Consider the following 17,797-nt stretch of genomic DNA (forward strand, 5'->3'; position numbering starts at 1 on the left):
TTCACAACTAATGACCTATTTCAGAAGCATTATAGCCTCCCGATATAAATTAATCTAATTCATTTAAACAATCTTCATAAACAGATAAACAAATAGAAAGAACTCATTTTGATCAATCTTTTTTCAAAATGAGTTCTATTTTAGTTTCTATTAAATTCAATGTTTCAAGGTTAAAAGAATTAGAAATGAAGTACGTTGTAATTCGATAGGATGATACTTTGTCAGCAGATGTCACTTTATCAATCTACTTACAAAATGATTGAATCATATTATATTATCAAGACCTAAATTTAATAAGCATAGATAAATTAAGGGACATAACATATTTTATATGACTAATATGTTATGTCCTTTCTCATACAACTAATTGGCAGTAAATTAAATAAGAAAGAGACACCTACTCCACAATCGCGCCCGATTGCGGAATAGTGGAAAATGCGAAAGAGCTGCAAAATGTCATTTCTAAATTTTTTCTAATGCACCCCATCCTTGATCATAGTAACATCTTTTTTAATCCCGCTAAATTTCCTTTAAGAAATAAAGCATTTTTTCAATTCCACAGCGTTTACACCACCCGATACTATTAAAAGCACCTGTAAATCGATAAAAAGGCAATACAATTACCTGTAAAGGATATCTAAAATAGCTTTTATCCGTTATTTATTTTGGTGCAATTACTTCTTTACCACCCATGTATGGTCTTAAAACTTCAGGGATTACTACGCTTCCATCAGCTTGTTGGTAGTTTTCTAAAATAGCAGCAACTGTACGACCAATGGCAAGACCTGAACCGTTTAATGTATGAACATATTCTGGTTTTGCATTTGGCTCACGACGGAAGCGGATATTCGCTCGTCGTGCTTGGAAATCCTCAAAGTTAGAGCAAGAAGAAATTTCACGGTACATGTTTTGTGCAGGAATCCAAACTTCTAAATCATATTTCTTCGCTGAAGTAAAACCTAAATCAGCTGTACATATTTTTAGCTTACGATATGGTAAGCCTAGTAATTGCAATACTTTTTCCGCATGATTTGTTAATAGCTCTAATTGTTCGTATGATTCCTCTGGTTTTACAAAGCGAACTAGTTCTACTTTGTTGAACTGATGTTGCCGGATTAAACCACGTGTATCACGACCTGCAGATCCCGCTTCTGAACGGAAGCACGCACTATAGGCAGCAAAGCCTTGTGGTAAAGCCTCCGCCAGTAAAATTTCATCACGATAGAAGTTTGTTACAGGTACCTCTGCAGTTGGAATCATGAAATAATCTGTTTCCTCTAATTTAAATACATCTTCTTCAAATTTAGGAAGGTTTCCAGTACCCGTCAAGCTATCACGATTAACAATGACAGGTGGTAGCATTTCCTCATAACCATGCTCCTCTGCATGTAAATCCATCATAAATGTCATTAATGCACGTTCTAAACGAGCTCCAAGCCCGCGGTAGAATAAGAAACGGCTACCTGTTACTTTTGTACCTCGTTCAAAGTCAACAATCTTCAAATCTGTAGCAAGATCCCAGTGTGCTTTAATGTCAAAATCAAATGTTGGAATTTCACCCCAAGTATATTCTTCTACATTGTCGTCTTCTGTTGTCCCTACTGGTACAGATTCGTGTGGAATGTTTGGCAAGCGCATCATCATATCTTTAAAGCGCTCTTCAACATCATTTAGTTGAACATCTAGCTCTTTAATATCATCACCTACTTGACGCATACGAGCAATAACTTCATCTGCATTTTCCTTGTTGCGTTTCATAATTGAAATTTGTTCAGATACTTTATTTCGTTCTGCTTTTAATTCTTCTGTTTTAGCAATTAACTCACGACGCTTTGCATCTAAATCCTCAAAGTGATCTAAGTTGCCTAAATCTTCATTACGCGTTAATAGCATTTCTTTAATTTCCGCGAAATTATCGCGTACGCGTTTAATATCTAACATAGTCATACCTCCAGTAGTTTAATGACATTGCAAACATTAAGTCTTGGTGTAATTGCGTTGCAAGCTAAACTCCAATAGCTCCGCTTTGAATCAAAATAAACACAAAAAAGCCCCCATCCCTAAAAAGGGACGAGAGCTACCCGCGTTGCCACCCTAATTGATTAGGCATATACCTAATCCACTTATTTCATAACGGCATTTCAGCCGGCTACAGCCTACTTACATTACTTCGACTGTGCAACTCCAGGACGGATTCACAAGTGCTTCTATCAGCTTCCACCAACCGCTGACTCTCTAAAAAAAAACGTGCTTGCTACTACTTCCCATCATCGTGTTCAGTTATTTAAATTTTAACCATACTGTACTATATGAAAACAGATTATGCAAGCCATACCATAGTATACAAAATATTCTAGAATTCTTGAATCACCGGTTAATTCCGGATGAAATGCACAACTCAATAAATGACCATTTCGCGCTAAGATAATTTCCCCTTTATATTCAGCGATAGTAACCCCCCTCTTGTCAAAAAGCAAGAAGGGGGTTTGTAGTTATTTTGCAAAAATTTGAGTACCGTATGTTGGATATTGAGCGTTTTTACCTGAAATAACAATACCTATTCCAACTTTTTGATAATTAGGTGATAAAATATTTTCTCTGTGACCAGTAGAATTCATCCAGCCATCCATGAAACTTGTTGCCGTTGGATAACCTACAGCGATATTCTCCCCTGATGCATATGTTTTATACCTTGATCCACTAAGGAGGTTTGACCAGCTCCCGAAGGTTGGGCTTGTATGGCTGAAATAGCGATTTGTCTCCATATCTAGTGAACGAATTATCGCAAGCTTTGTAAGCTTTGGATCTTGCTTTAAAGGTTTCAATTTCTTTTTTGCACGCTCTTTATTTATTATGCTAACTATTTGATCTTGCATTTTTTTATTTCCTAAATCAATGTAACTATCAACAAATTTACCAGATTTAATCCAGTAAGTCTTGCTACCTTTGTTTACTTTAATCCACCCATTTGTATTTGCTGCACTCACTTTATAAATCCCAGCGGCAAGCTTCGTTGTTGATTTAGAACCTTTTGCTTTTTTATAGGTTGTTGTTTTTTTTGAAAGATAGATATAATCACCAGTGAAACCGTTCTTTACCCACTTTTTATCTTTTGTTTGCATCCATTTATCTTTTGTTGTTTTTATAATCGTTACTTTCTTTTTAGCAGCTACTATAGATTTTCTTCCATATCCATCTTGCTTAGTAAACAGTCTACTTGTTTCAGTAAGCGTTACTTGTTTTGTTTTTGGACTACTTGCTTTAACATTGGTTGGACTTGCTAAACTACATAATAAGATCATCGCCATGAATACGACGCTAAATTTTTTCACCATTTTATTATTCAACTTAATTCCTCCGAATCTAATTATTAAAACGATAATTTTCAATGTTAGTAGTACTCTCTCAATAATCTTTTCGGAGAATTCTTCATTAAATATAGTCGTTTAATCAATATCAATTAAAAAAGAATCGTATTGACTCAATTTTTACTCACTATATCACAGTATCATTTTTTTATGATTATAAAGATAAAAAATAGTTTTAAACTATCAGTAAATCCATTATGTATAGGTGATTGTAACTAAAATATATATTTGTTTATTTATTTTCTATCTGTTGTATACTTGTTACAAATAGCAGCAGAAAGAGAGATTGTATGATTTCATTTATATTAACTACAAAGCGTCTTTTAAAAGCTCTAATTCGCGCTTTTAAGCAACCGTTGTTTATTTCATTGATTACATCATTATTTTTTATCCTTTTGTCAGGGACGATGTTTTATACGAACGTAGAAGGTTGGTCTATACTTGATGCCATTTACTTTTGTGTCGTCAGTCTCATTCCAAGCGGTGTAGATACTTCACTCACACCGACTACAAGTCTAGGCAAAGTATTTACGATGTTTTATTTAGCTGTTGGCGTTGGTGTTATGTTTCTAACATTACTGATTCTTGGTAAGACAATGATTAAGTCAACAGATGAATCGACTTCGGAAATTACAAAAAAGAGAAAATTATTGTAAGTAGTTTTAAGGTTGTCTTAATAGACGACCTTTTTTATATACTTTTTTACAACGCATGTATTTTTATGTAAGGTATCTTTACTCTAACGATAAAATTTTTATAAAAATATTTTAAACCTCTCATCAGATATTGTCGAAACAAGGAACTTTTTATACGATTTTCACCAAATGAATAATTGAAATATTTACTCTATAGGAAATATAAGCTATGATAATTAGGGAATAGTCAATTCTATCTATATTTTAATTATAGATAATGACAAATTACTTGCGACCATCTATCTCTTTTGATGGCTAGTATATAGGGCGGAGGTCATTAATTTGGATTTATTAGAAGTATTAAAACAGGCAACACCATACATACAATTAGCATTCAATAATGAAATTTTTGTCAGTATAGTTGATCGTGATCAAAACAAGGTTTACTTTGCGTCTCCAGGTACTAAAGTTGATCTAGGGGTAAAGACTGGCGATACAATGAAGGTTACTGAAGAATTACGACAAGCCTACGCAGGGAAAAACGTATCGAAGGATATACCTGCCGAATTTTATGGGGTCTTACTTCATACGAAAATATATCCAATTAAAGAAAACGGTCGTGTAGTTGGAGCTCTTAGCTTAGTTTTCTCAATGGAGAACCAAGAAAAGTTACAATCTTATTTGAGTCACCTACAAAATGCTGTCATTGGTTTACAGGATAAAGTACATCTTGTTGCCTCTCATTCAGAGGAGCTTGCAGCAACAAGTACTGAAATTACAGTACAATCTCGACAAGCACTTGCTGATTCAGAAGCTTCACATAGCGTAACAGATTTTATCAAATCAATTTCCCAACAAACGAATTTACTTGGTTTAAATGCTTCTATTGAAGCTGCTCGAGCAGGTCAGCATGGAGCTGGATTTAATATTGTTGCTCAAGAAGTACGAAAATTATCTCTAGAAACAAAGTCAGCTACAGAAAAGATTGAAGATTCACTGAAAAATATCACACAAAATCTACAAGGTTTAATGGGGAGTATGAATCAGATCAATACTGCATCAAATGAGCAAGCAGAGCTTGTACAAGGTTTCAGCTCAATTATCGAAGAGTTAGGTTCCCTGAGCAGTCAGATGGGCCAATTGGTGAAAGAAACATTGCGTTAGATTTCCATATTTTCAATCGAAATAATCAAGCCCATTGAGTATTCTATATGCAATGGGCTATTTAAATATATAATCTTACTTCACATGCATGCTATTTTAAAATACTTCCTTGTTCTACTTCTAACTTCCTCTTCTATACTTAAACACTTACCTATTTAATATTAATAAACATTATTAGCACCCGTAATAAAATACTTCTTGATTCTAGGAACAAATGTTCTTATAATGGATATAAGAGGTGAGTCGCATGAAACAACAAGTAAAAAAACAGCAATTGACAACTGCTGAGAGGCACTATTTACAGTGCGCTGCAAACGAACTTTTAAACACTGCATCAAAAGATACCGTTTTATCCACTTTAGCAATCTACGCATGTTTATCCAAAATAAAAACGCCATCTACAAAGAGATAGCGTTTTACTATGTTCATTTATAAATTTGGATTTTCATAACCCCTGAATGTATATGGTTCTTCTGGTTGTATTGTTTTCTCCCAAGAATCAACCTTCAGTACTGGGATATTTGCTTTAAAAGGTTGGTAGTAAACTGTAGAGATCGTACCTTCTACATTCACCCAATCATCATCTTGTAATTTCATATCATCCGGAAATTCAACTAACATTCCAAACACACCTGAGTCTGCTACACAGTGAATGACACCAAAGCGTAACACAAAAGCCTGCTTACGATCTATTACTTGCTCTTTGTATATAAATCCTTTATATGAGAGCTTTTTTCCGATAAATTCTCCAGGGAAGTTATAGATTGTCTCCATCCCTTTTAGAAAATTTTCATCATTTAAAGCGACTGTAGGCATATTAGCGAAGACACCGAGTTCTTTTTGCATGATTTCATTATATCCATCTTTTCCAAAGTAAATGCTAGTATCTGGACGTAAATACTGCGTTTGTACAAAAGAATCTCCTTCCTCAAAATCATCAATTGCTTTAAAAGAAAAGCCTTTTGATTTTACTACAGTTGAATCTAATGTAGCTATTGGAAGAAATAAGCCTGTCACTAATGGAAATATAAATATTGCATAGTGGAAAATTCTAGTAACAAACGAACTGTCCTTTTCATGTTTATGATCGTGGTCACAGCACTCATGACTGTGTTCCTCTTCCTCTTTTGTCATACTGATAATTTGAACAATTGTCAGTATAGCAAAAAGTATAATTCCCAATATACATATATACTCATACTTCATATTAATATATTTTGAATTATCGCCTGATGAGTAGAGGTAATAAAAGAAATAAGTAAAGCTCATTAGTATTAATGCTCGAATCATCTTTATTCCCCTCCGCTATACTAACATCGAGCTGATAAATACGAAAATAAAAATATATAAAATCAGCGTCATTATGAATTTCTTTTTAAATGTTGAAAGCATCATTAATAAGTTTTTAATATCAACCATTGCACCGAACAACAAGAAAGCAACTAACGAAGATGTTGTAAAAGTACCTCTAAATGAGGCAGCTATAAATGCATCTGCTTCAGAGCAAAGTGATAGTACAAACGATAATCCCATCATGACTAAAGAGGATGTAGCTTTCGTTTGGCCTAATTCTAATAAAAATGAAGTTTTAACGAATATTTGCATAGAAGCTGCTACAAATGCACCGATAATTAAGTACTTCCCTACCGAGAAAAACTCATCAATTGCATGATTAAGAGTACCAACAAATTTTTGTAAAAATGATTTCTTTACTTCGTCATGATGACATTGTAATTCGGGTTCTTCTAATAACTGCGTGTCTTTATATTGAAATGAAATGATAACTCCAATGATAAATGCAATAACAAATGCTAATCCCCCACGATACCAAACCATATCCCAACTATTCCCAAAAGCAATATAAGTCGAAAATAACACGATAGGATTAATAATTGGACCAGTAAGCATAAAAGGTATAGCGGCATGTAGTGGCACGCCTTTTTTCAATAATCTTCTAACTATTGGTATAATGCCACATTCACACGCAGGAAATAACGCACCAATTAACGTTCCATATAAAACTGCAAGTATTTTATTTTTCGGTACAATTTTAGCGATCATCTGTTCACTTACAAACATTTGAATAAGTCCTGAAATAAATACACCTATTAGAACAAATGGTAATGCTTCTATAATAATACTAATAAAAATAGTATTCAGTTGTAAAAATGTTGCCACGCTTTAATTACCTTCTTTACTTTATCAATTTAATCACTCTATGCATTGTACTCTAAAAAAAATAAAAAAGAAACTAGAGTAATGACATATGCTAGTTATTGGTTATAATATCTTTTGAGTGAGCTATTTTCATCTTATATATTCTAACAGATTATAAATAGCACTACCTTCTACTCATTATTAACCCTGCCTAAATACCCATTATCATCCAACACTTTTATTCTATTAAAAGATAGGAATTCTACAGTTGTATCATTATCAAAAGGTTTAAGTCAACGTTTCAACCATAACGTGCATTAAATACTTCTACAATTGACGCCGTATAAAGTCGGTTAGTTCCGACAATTTCTAACGAATGGTGTAAAGACTGCGAAACCAACATGCCCATATTATCTTGTAACGAATGTAGCCTTTCAACATCTGATAAACTATAATGTGGTAAAGAAATAATGAAAATAAGCCCTAAACGGTAGTGACCCCTTAAAGTTAGAGTTTTATTTATGCAGCTAATTGGCTGGCATGAGTTCGGTATTTTACCGGGCTCATGCTGGCCAATTTTTGTTTAATTCGATCGTTATTATAGTAATAGATATACTTCTCTATTTTCTTCTTTAACGCTTCATAGGAGATTAATTCTTCTCCGTAATACATTTCTTGTTTGAGTAAGCCAAAGAAGTTCTCCATGGTCGCATTGTCTGCACAGGTTGCTTTACGAGACATGCTTTGGAAAATCTTGTTTCGCTTTAATTTTTTCACCCATAAATGATGTTGATAGTGCCAGCCCTGATCCGAGTGAATCGTTGTACGGTATAGGGCATGTTCTTGAATAATTGGGAGTGCTTGTTTCAATGAGTCTATTACGAAATCAAGTGTAGGGCGTTTAGACATACTAAAGCTCAGTATTTCACCGTTATATAAATCCATAATCGGACTTAAATAGAGTTTTTCGTTGTTTGTACATTTGAATTCTGTTACGTCTGTCACGAGTTTTTGTAAGAAGTACGTTGTATGGAAACGGCGGTTTAATCGATTCCTCGCGACTTTCCCTACAGTACCCTTATACGATTTATAGCGAGATTTACGCACGAATTTCACGCATTTTAAATTCAATTCACTCATGATTCGTTGTACTTTTTTATGATTGATTTTATGTCCTTGTCCCTTTAATTCCGCATGAATGCGACGATATCCATATCGCCCTTCATGTTGCTCAAAAGTCTCTAAAATCAACGTTTTCCACGCTTGATCTGGATCTTCATCCTTCATTTGCTTGATGTGATAGTGATACGTTGCTTCTGGAATATCGACTTGTTTAAAGATGTATTTTAATCGGAACCCTTCTTTTTTGAGTTCAAAGGCGATTGCTGCTTGTGCTTTTCGAGGAAGGCATCCGGGTTCTCTCGAAAAGCCTTCAACTTTTTTAAATACGCAACCTCTAGACGAAGTAGTTCATTTTCACGTTCTAACTGCTCCTCACGAGACATTGTTTTTTTCACTGTAGCTTCTGATTTTTTAGACATAGATGGCCTTCCCTTCGCATGTTTCAGGCCTTCTACTCCTTCTTTTAAAAACTTACTGTTCCAAGTTGCGATTAAACTAGGATCATTCATGTTAAATCGAATTGCTGTATCTTGGTAAGAAGCACCTGTTTGTTTCATAAAGTTTAATACATCTAATTTGAATTGAACAGGATATTCTTCATGCTTTGTTTTCCGTTGTAAACCTTCTTCTCCAAAAATTTTATATGCTCTAACCCAACGTTTGATTGGAGTTGGAGATGGAATACCATATTTTTGCGCTAATAATAGGTATCCCAGATTCCCTTTTAAATACTCTTGAACAATCTTTAATTTAAAACCTTGGCTATATTTCGCCATACAAAAACACCCCAAAAGTTAGATTTATTACTCTAACTTTTGGGGTGCAGCACCAACACTTCGTTGAGTGTGTAGGGCTTATTTCTAATTCAATTAAATTTAGAACATTTAAATCAAGATTCTAATAATAAGTCTTCTGGGTTTTCCAGTAATTCTTTAACAGTTTTTAAGAATCCTACAGAATCTTTACCATCGATGATACGGTGGTCATAAGATAATGCAACGTACATCATTGGGCGAATTTGTACTTCATCACCAACAGCGATTGGACGTTTTTGGATTGTATGCATACCTAGAATTCCAGCTTGAGTACCATTCATGATTGGTGTTGACATTAATGAACCGAATACACCACCATTAGTGATTGTGAATGAACCACCTTGTAGGTCACCAATTTGTAATTTTTTGTCGCGCGCTTTTTTAGCTAGGCCACCGATTGCATCTTCAATTTCAGCGAAGTTTTTACGGTCACAATCGCGTACAACTGGTACTACTAAGCCGTCTTCAGTAGATACAGCAACACCAATATCATAGAAATTGTTTAGGTGTAGTTCGTTACCTACGATTTGAGCATTAACGTATGGGTATTTTTTAAGAGCAGCAACTACTGCTTTTGTAAAGAATGACATGAAACCAAGACGAGTCCCGTCATGTTTTTCTTGGAATTGATCTTTTTTACGACTACGAAGTGCCATAACGTTTGTCATGTCGATTTCGTTGAATGTAGTTAGCATTGCAGTACTTTGTTTTACTTCAAGTAAACGAGTTGCGATTGTTTGACGACGACGAGACATTTTTTCAACTGTCACTCGAGATTCGTCAACTGCAGGAGCAGCAGCTTTTGGCGCTTCAGCCGGTTTTGCAGCAGGAGCTTGTGGAGCTGTACCGTGTGCAGCTACATCTTGTACGCGAACTCGACCTTGAGGATCAACTGGAGATACAGCCGCTAAGTCGATTCCTTTTTCACGAGCTAGTTTGCGAGCAGCAGGGCTAGCAATTACACGCTCATTTGATGATGATTCTTCTACCACTACAGGTGCTGGTGCAGCTTTTGGTGCCTCTACAACTGGCGCTGGTGCAGCAGGTACAGCTTCTTTAGCTGCTGGTGCTGGAGTTGCAGCAGCATCACCTGCTTCAACGATTGCGATTACAGCACCTACTAGTACAGTATCGCCTTCTTCAGCAAGGATTTCTTTCAAAATACCAGCTTCTTCAGAGATGATTTCAGCGTTTACTTTATCAGTTTCAAGTTCAACGATAAACTCGCCCTTTTCTACTCTATCACCAGGTTTTTTCACCCATTGTGCGATAGTACCTTCTGTGATTGATTCTGCTAATTCCGGGACAATAATTTCAGCCACTATAATTTCCTCCTTCAAAGTATTCGCTATTAGCGAGTTACAGCTTCTTCAATAATACGTGCTTGTTCAGCTTTGTATGAATCTGCATCACCTTCAGCAGGAGATGAACGTACGATACGACCGATGTAACGAACGTCTTTGTCTTCTGCTACTTCACGCATATAAGGATCTGCAAATGACCATGAACCCATGTTTTGTGGTTCTTCTTGTACCCAAGCAAGTTCTTTTGCGTTAGGGAAACGTTTAATGATTGCAGCAATTTTCTCAGATGGGAATGGGTACAGTTGTTCAACGCGTACTAAGTGTACGTGATCGAACTCTTTACCATCGCCTACTTTTTCTGCAATATCAATAGCTACTTTACCAGAAGCAAATAGAATACGCTCAACTTTTTTCGCAGCTGAACCAGTTGTTGGGTGTTCAATAACTGTCTCGAAGTGGCCAGTTGTTAATTCTTCAACATCTGCAGCAACGATTTGATTACGTAATAGTGATTTTGGTGATACAAGAACTAATGGACGAATTGCTTCTGTTCCTAACATTTTAGCTTGGCGGCGTAATAAATGGAAGTAGTTTGCAGCACTTGATAGGTTTGCAACTGTCCAGTTGTTTTCACCAGCTAATTGTAAGAAACGTTCTAAACGAGCACTTGTATGTTCTGAACCTTGACCTTCAGCAGCATGTGGTAATAACATAACAAGACCAGATTTTTGTCCCCATTTAGAGCGAGATGCTGAAATAAAGTTATCAAACATTACTTGAGCCATATTTGCGAAGTCACCGTATTGTGCTTCCCAGATAGTTAAGTTTTTCTCGTTTTCTAAATTATAACCATACTCATAGCCTACGATAGCAGCTTCAGATAAAGGACTGTTATAAACAACAAATGAAGAATCTGCACCAGAAATATGGTGTAATGGTGTTAATTCTGCACCCGTTTTTTCGTCATGTAATACTAAGTGACGGTGCGCGAACGTACCACGTTGTGCATCTTGACCTGTTAATCGGATTGAATTACCTTCTTGTGTAATTGCACCGAATGCTAATGTTTCAGCATGACCCCAGTCAATTTTCCCTTTACCCATGAATGCATCTTCACGACGACTTAGGATTTTGCCTAGTTTTTTGAAGACATTGAAGTCTTGTGGCCATGTTAATAATTCTTTATTCATTTTTTCTAGACGTTCGCGTTCAACACCAGTTTCAACGATGTCATAACCGTTCTTCACAGCTTCTGGCATTTCGTTTTCAACATGTTGCCCGTCGCCAACTTCTTTCACATGATCATAAGCTGCTTGCATTTCCTTTTGTGTATCAGCATCTAAAGAAGCTACTTCTTCTGCTGTTACAACGCCTTGATCTGCAAGTACTTTACCATACAATGCGCGGACAGTATCGTGTTTATGAACACCTGTGTACATTGTTGGGTTTGTGATCATAGGTTCATCCATTTCATTATGACCATATCGACGATAACCGACTAAGTCTACTAAAATGTCCTTACCGAATTGTTCACGGTACTCTATTGCAAAACGAGCCACTTGTACAACTGCTTCTGGATCATCAGCATTAACGTGTAACACTGGAATTTCATAACCTTTTGCAGGATCAGAAGAGTATACAGTTGAACGTGAATCATAATGTTCAGTAGTAAAGCCGATCATATTATTTGCAATAATATGAACTGAACCACCTGTGTTAAATCCTTTTGTGCGAGAGTAGTTCATTGTTTCAGTTACGACACCTTGACCAGCAAACGCTGCGTCACCATGAACTAAAATCGCTAATGCAGATTTAGCATCTTGAGTTGGAGCACCTGCTTTAAAAGTATTATCTTGAGCTGCACGAGCTTGGCCTGTAACAACTGGACTAACTACTTCTAAGTGAGATGGGTTATAAGCTAATTTGATTGTTGCACCTTTTTTGCTGTTATATGTAGCACCCATGTGATATTTAACATCACCAAACCATCCTTTAGTCACTTCTAAAGAACCGTCCTGTGGAATAAATAACTCATTTGGAACGTGCGCAAAATCAGCAAACATCATATCATATGGTTTGTGTAATACATGTGTTAACACATTTAAGCGACCACGGTGAGCCATACCGATCATGACATTTTTTACACCTTTGTCTTCTGAACGGTGAACAATTTCATCCATTAGAACAACTAATGCATCTAAACCTTCGATAGAAAAGCGTTTTTGACCAACAAATGTTTTGTGGATGAATTTCTCAAAGCCCTCAACTTTTGTTAATTGGTTTAAAACCGCTTTTTTCTCATCATTTGAAAGACCAGTGTTTAATACACCGCTTTCAATTTTAGATTGAAGCCACACTCTCTCTTCACTGTTAACAACATGTGCAATTTCGAAAGCAATTTTACTTGTGTAAATAGCTTTCAGGTAATTAATTGCATCTAAACCATTGTTAACGGTTGCAGGAATATCTTTTAATAATACCGAAGCAGGTACTTGCATTAAATCTTGGTCAGTTAAACCGTAAGTTTTTGCTTCGATTCGAGTAGTGTCACGTGGATGGTCTTTTAAAGGATAAATATCTGCTCCTAAGTGACCATATACACGAATGGCATCCGCATATTGAACTGCAGCTAAAACTTTTGTAAAGTTACCAGGATCAACGCTTGTAGCGTCAGATACTTCACTTTTTTGTATTGGTGCACCGTATTGCTCGAATAATGATACAAGTTCTGGATCAACTTCTTCTGGTGATGTTAAGTACAAATCGTACATTTCCATCACATAGCCAAGGTTGGGACCTGAAAATGCTGCCCATGGTGAGCTTACAGGTGAAACATTGTTTGACATGTAGAATTACCTCCAACTTTTTTGCCAAGTGGCAGTTCCATTAATTAATTTAATTAATAATTTGAAAATCCACTAACTATCTTACCATTCTTCCTGCATAAGTGAAACAACTGTATTAATAAATCAAGAAGAACATTTTTTTCCCCTTCAATCTTACTACTCTTCACAAAAAATACAATCGTTTTCAACAAATTTAGCAATTTTTTTCTTGAACGAACTAATAATAGAATAAACTTCGAAAAAAACGTCATTTTTCAGTTGGCAAATCAATAAAAAAAGTGCTACCAAAATGAAGTTTACTTTCCAGTTTAATGGTTCCTCGGTATTTATTTACCAACATATTCACAATACTTAAACCTAATCCTGTGCCTCCATCTTCACGTGAACGAGATGAGTCGACTCTATAAAAACGATCGAATATACGTGCTTGATCTTCCTCTGCAATACCAATACCTTGATCTGACACTTCAATTTGCACACTTTCTTGTTGTTTTGAGAGTCTAATCTTAATCATCGGACTATTTTCTGAATAGCGTATAGCATTTTGCAAAAGGTTTCGCAAAATCTGACCAAAAGCGTTGTCAGAAATAATCGCTCGGTAACTAAATTCTGGATCAACTTCTAATTCAATCGTAGCAGCTGGAAACAATATTTTTATTTCCTCTATAATATCGGTAGTAATCAAAAGAATATCAGCACTGTTTTGCAAATCATTTTGCTCTCTCCTTGCAAGTTCTAACATCTCCTCTATTAGCTTTTTCATACGTGTAATTTCAAGCAAAGAAGTGTTTAGTGACTCTTCAAAAACCGCTGGATCATCTTTACCCCATCTTTTGATTAACGATAAATGTCCTTCTACTACTTGAACTGGTGTTCTCAGCTCATGAGAGGCATCAGAAATGAATTGTTGCTGACTCAGGAATGATTGCTCTAGCTCCCCCATCATCGAACGATATACGGACAATAAGTCACCAATTTCATCCTTGGCATCGTATTGAAGTTTAATAGGTGCTGTAAAACCCTGTTCAGCAACTTCTGTCATCTCTAATCTCAAGTCGTCTAATGGTTTCAGTAAAGTTGTCGCCAAAAAATAGCCTATTCCTGCAGATGCTATAAGGGCCCCTAATCCCATAATAGACATAGCCGTTAGAATATATCGCATAAGTGATACAAATGAAGTCAAAGGATGCGTCAATTGTATGTAACCTGAGAAAGGTCCAATCCTTATCGAGGATGTCGCTAAAAACGTATCTACACTTTCTACCTTTTCTTTCGATATTGCATAACCGTGATTAGGTAAATTATCTGGTAATGAAGGCATAATTTTCGTCGAATCATTAATACGTAATATTTCTACTTTATCTTGATTTAAGATACGTACCGTCTGATTCTTATCGACAATAGAATTCATAAGCCCTTTATTTGACTGTATATCATGTATGGTTAAGAAATTACCTTGAGATTCAAAGAACACTGTTAAATCATCCATCGTTCGTTTAACAGACTGCTCCTGTTCATTTAAAAGCCATGAATGGATTGCAATATAGAGAACCGAACAAATTACAGCAAAGCTAATGAAAATGACTACAGCAGATGTAAGTGCCCATTTCCCTTTTAATGACTGGTTTGATACATAATATTGGAATTTCTTCATTCACGCATCACATACCCTACTCCGCGAACCGTTTCAATATAACTACTTGCCAATTTAGGTAATTTTGAGCGAAGGTGACGGATATAAACGTCTACAACATTTGTTTCAACATCTGATTGATAACCCCAAACTTGCTCTAAAATTCGATCACGAGTACAAACGCGGTTTTTATTTTCTATTAGTAGGCTAAGTAAATCAAATTCCGTTTTCGTCAAACTAAGTATTTCCTCGTTGACAAATGCCGTGTATGCAGCAGTATCAATAGTTATATTTTTAAATGTCAATTGTTGACCTGTTGATTCCGTCGAAGTGTAGCGTCTTAAAATAGAGCGAATTCTTGCGAGCAATTCTTCAATTGCAAAAGGTTTGACAATGTAATCATCTGCCCCCGCATCTAGACCTGCTACCCGGTCAATTACAGCATCTCGTGCGGTTATTAAAATAATTGGCACATCCGAAATAGCTCTAATACGTCTACATACTTCAATTCCATTTAGTTCAGGCAGCATAACATCGAGTAAGATGACATCGAATTCTTGTTCTAGAGCAGTCTCTAGACCCACACGACCATTAGAACAAACTGTCACTGCAAACTGCTCATGCTTTAGTTCTAATTCAATAAATCGCGCAATGTTTTTTTCATCTTCTACTATTAGAATATGCTTTTGCATCGAAAACACCTTCCATCTTTAGCTTGAAAAATGATATGAATTTTTCCCTTTTATTTTTTTCGCAATATATAGTGCCTGATCGGCTTTATCTAGCAAGTCTTCTATTGAATAACCATCCTCAGGGAAAGAAGCAATTCCTATAGATGATGTTGGTGAAAAGTATTGTTCGTTAATTGTCCAGCCGTCTTTTATTGTTTGCTGAATACGTTTGATTGTATTTTTTACTTGTTGCTTTCGAATGCATTCGTCTTTGGACATATTCGTTAAAACAACAACAAACTCGTCTCCACCAATTCGACTAACTATATCTAGATCTCTCACACTGGCAACAAGCGCAAGACCAAAATTACGGATAAAATCATCCCCAACATCATGACCGAAATCATCATTGACCTTCTTAAACTCATCTCCATCTATATAGAGCAATGTTATAGCATGGTCAAAAACCATCGCTTCTTTGACTAACTTAGTAAATTCCATCAATAAGTAACGTCGATTTGGTAGCAAGGTTAAGCTATCATGATAGGCCATAAAGCGTAGCTGATCTTCTCTTTTTTTACGATGAGTAATTTCCCTAGCAACAGATACATATTGGAACACTTTGTCACGTTCTGCATCCTTTACTGCTGTAATATAGGTTTCAGTCCAAAAAGTTTCTCCATTTTTCGTTTTAATTTGTAAATCAATTTGTACGTCTCCCTCTTCTATGAGAGTCGATTTGAATTCACCTTTTAACAACTCTTTACTATCATCAGACATCATATCAAAATAGAAACAACCAAGTAGCTCGTCCTTTTCAAAGCCAAGTCGTTTTATATGATTCGGTGACACATAAATAATTATTCCATCATCGTTCGTAATGACAATCAAATCATTTGTATTTTCGGTAATTAGACGAAATGTCTTTTCAATATTACGTAGATTGGTCATCATAACTTTCTTATCAGATACGTCAAAGCAAACAGAAAGGAAACTCTCAATTTCTCCACTATTATCGAAAATAGGGACAATAGTAGTATCCATCCAATATCGATTGCCATATTTTGAACGATTGCAAATTTCTCCACGCCATATTTGACCATTTTGTAACGTTTTCCACATTTCATCATAAAATGAAGAAGGCTGAATGAGAGAATTTAATAGCATAATTGTATTTCCTATGAGCTCCTCTGCACTATATTGACTCGATTGTGCATAACGTTCATTAACAAATTGAATGACACCATTTTTATCAGTAATACAAATATTTGCAGCTGAATTTAACGCACCTTTATAACTATTTAGCACTTGATTTACGTAACGTAAATCTTCTTTTAACTGGATATTTTTTGTCAACTCTAACCACTGAATATAAATCGCTACAACTTGTTTTTTTGTAGAGATTGGCGAAAAACTGACAAGAAATTTACTCTCATTGCCATCCGCTTTTTTATGTGTATACAAAACTGACGACTGCCCTCTTCCATTTAATGCATCTTGAAGATGCTCTGCGAACGATACCTGATCTTCTGGTGAAACAAGCTGAAAATCAAAAAACAGCCTCCCTTTCCAGTCTTCAATCTTGCAGTTAAAATACTGCTCAAATTTCGGATTACCATCAAAAAAGGTTAAATCATTGGCTAATACAATTGTCGGATCCATTTTCATGTCAAAAAGTGATTGTAGAAATAAGTTTTTTTCCTCCATCACTTTTTGCTGTGAAATTTCTTTCGTAATGGCAAGAATATATTGCTTTCCGCCATAGGAAATTGGTGTAACTGTCGTCTCATTAGTGCGCTTAGTATCTGAAAATAAATAAAAATCTCTATATTGTAGAATCTCCTGGTTCTCGATGGATTCATTATAATAATTGACTATCATCTCAACGCTTTCTGTTTCTAAACCAACAAATAAACTTTTTCCTATTGGCGACTCGTCAAAAACCTCTTCAGCAGCACGATTTATATATACGTATAGATATTCACCATCAACTTTTTCCATAAAAAAAACAAAATCTAAACAATTTTGATAAAGCGCATCAAACTGCTCTTTAGTAATCAGATTACCACTCAATATTGCCAC

General features: G+C 35.6%; 14 protein-coding genes, 1 pseudogene and 1 other annotated feature. Of the genes and pseudogenes, 3 read left to right on the top strand and 12 right to left on the bottom strand.

Annotated elements, in window-relative coordinates; translation table 11 throughout:
* Positions 1–660: 660 nt before the first annotated feature.
* The 3 genes from serS to ACZLO7_RS14665 all read right to left on the bottom strand — a co-directional run bounded on the left by serS (position 661) and on the right by ACZLO7_RS14665 (position 3,347).
* A complete protein-coding gene (gene serS / locus ACZLO7_RS14655; protein WP_464939102.1) occupies positions 661–1,941 on the bottom strand; it encodes a serine--tRNA ligase in 1,281 nt (426 codons plus the stop codon).
* Between the two features lie 122 nt (positions 1,942–2,063).
* Positions 2,064–2,280 (bottom strand) — a binding site (T-box leader).
* 11 nt (positions 2,281–2,291) lie between these two features.
* The gene (locus tag ACZLO7_RS14660; protein WP_464939101.1) at positions 2,292–2,477 is read right to left on the bottom strand and encodes a hypothetical protein; all 186 of its coding nucleotides are present in this window, start codon (positions 2,475–2,477) and stop codon (positions 2,292–2,294) included.
* Positions 2,478–2,492: 15 nt separating this feature from the next.
* Positions 2,493–3,347 carry a CAP domain-containing protein gene (locus ACZLO7_RS14665; protein ID WP_464939100.1) on the bottom strand — a complete coding sequence of 285 codons (855 nt, stop codon included), beginning with the start codon at positions 3,345–3,347 and terminating at the stop codon, positions 2,493–2,495.
* A 311-nt stretch (positions 3,348–3,658) separates the two neighbouring features.
* On the opposite strand from ACZLO7_RS14665, the gene ACZLO7_RS14670 reads away from it, so the two are divergent.
* The 3 genes from ACZLO7_RS14670 (at position 3,659) to ACZLO7_RS14680 (ending at position 5,579) form a co-directional block, all read left to right on the top strand.
* Positions 3,659–4,024: an ion channel gene (locus tag ACZLO7_RS14670; protein ID WP_464939099.1), complete on the top strand. Its 366-nt coding sequence runs from the start codon at positions 3,659–3,661 to the stop codon at positions 4,022–4,024.
* A 321-nt stretch (positions 4,025–4,345) separates the two neighbouring features.
* Complete coding sequence (locus ACZLO7_RS14675; protein ID WP_464939098.1) at positions 4,346–5,167, top strand: methyl-accepting chemotaxis protein; 822 nt, start codon at positions 4,346–4,348, stop codon at positions 5,165–5,167.
* A 247-nt stretch (positions 5,168–5,414) separates the two neighbouring features.
* Positions 5,415–5,579: a hypothetical protein gene (locus tag ACZLO7_RS14680; RefSeq protein WP_464939096.1), complete on the top strand. Its 165-nt coding sequence runs from the start codon at positions 5,415–5,417 to the stop codon at positions 5,577–5,579.
* 17 nt (positions 5,580–5,596) lie between these two features.
* On the opposite strand, the gene ACZLO7_RS14685 is transcribed toward ACZLO7_RS14680, so the two are convergent.
* From ACZLO7_RS14685 to ACZLO7_RS14725, 9 genes and pseudogenes are all read right to left on the bottom strand, one after another.
* The gene (locus tag ACZLO7_RS14685) at positions 5,597–6,457 is read right to left on the bottom strand and encodes a TIGR03943 family putative permease subunit (RefSeq protein WP_464939095.1); all 861 of its coding nucleotides are present in this window, start codon (positions 6,455–6,457) and stop codon (positions 5,597–5,599) included.
* 15 nt (positions 6,458–6,472) lie between these two features.
* Positions 6,473–7,345: a permease gene (locus tag ACZLO7_RS14690; protein WP_464939094.1), complete on the bottom strand. Its 873-nt coding sequence runs from the start codon at positions 7,343–7,345 to the stop codon at positions 6,473–6,475.
* 498 nt (positions 7,346–7,843) lie between these two features.
* Positions 7,844–8,710, bottom strand: a pseudogene (locus ACZLO7_RS14695) (IS3 family transposase); the annotation flags it as partial.
* Complete coding sequence (locus ACZLO7_RS14700) at positions 8,671–9,222, bottom strand: helix-turn-helix domain-containing protein (RefSeq protein WP_464941449.1); 552 nt, start codon at positions 9,220–9,222, stop codon at positions 8,671–8,673. The gene ACZLO7_RS14700 and the pseudogene ACZLO7_RS14695, both read right to left, overlap by 40 nt.
* Before the next feature lie 113 nt (positions 9,223–9,335).
* Positions 9,336–10,583: a 2-oxoglutarate dehydrogenase complex dihydrolipoyllysine-residue succinyltransferase gene (odhB, locus tag ACZLO7_RS14705; protein ID WP_464940065.1), complete on the bottom strand. Its 1,248-nt coding sequence runs from the start codon at positions 10,581–10,583 to the stop codon at positions 9,336–9,338.
* A gap of 29 nt (positions 10,584–10,612) precedes the next feature.
* Positions 10,613–13,411, bottom strand: a complete 2,799-nt coding sequence (locus ACZLO7_RS14710; protein WP_464940066.1) for a 2-oxoglutarate dehydrogenase E1 component — start codon at positions 13,409–13,411, stop codon at positions 10,613–10,615.
* Positions 13,412–13,658: 247 nt separating this feature from the next.
* A complete protein-coding gene (locus ACZLO7_RS14715; RefSeq protein WP_464940067.1) occupies positions 13,659–15,065 on the bottom strand; it encodes a HAMP domain-containing sensor histidine kinase in 1,407 nt (468 codons plus the stop codon).
* The gene (locus ACZLO7_RS14720) at positions 15,062–15,736 is read right to left on the bottom strand and encodes a response regulator transcription factor (RefSeq protein ID WP_464940068.1); all 675 of its coding nucleotides are present in this window, start codon (positions 15,734–15,736) and stop codon (positions 15,062–15,064) included. Before ACZLO7_RS14720 ends, ACZLO7_RS14715 begins: the two co-directional genes overlap by 4 nt.
* Positions 15,737–15,754: 18 nt before the next feature.
* Positions 15,755–17,788 (bottom strand): sensor domain-containing diguanylate cyclase, encoded by a 2,034-nt coding sequence (locus tag ACZLO7_RS14725; protein ID WP_464940069.1) that lies wholly within the window; start codon positions 17,786–17,788, stop codon positions 15,755–15,757.
* Positions 17,789–17,797: the final 9 nt, after the last annotated feature.

It is taken from the genome of Viridibacillus sp. d25.2, assembly GCF_055456015.2.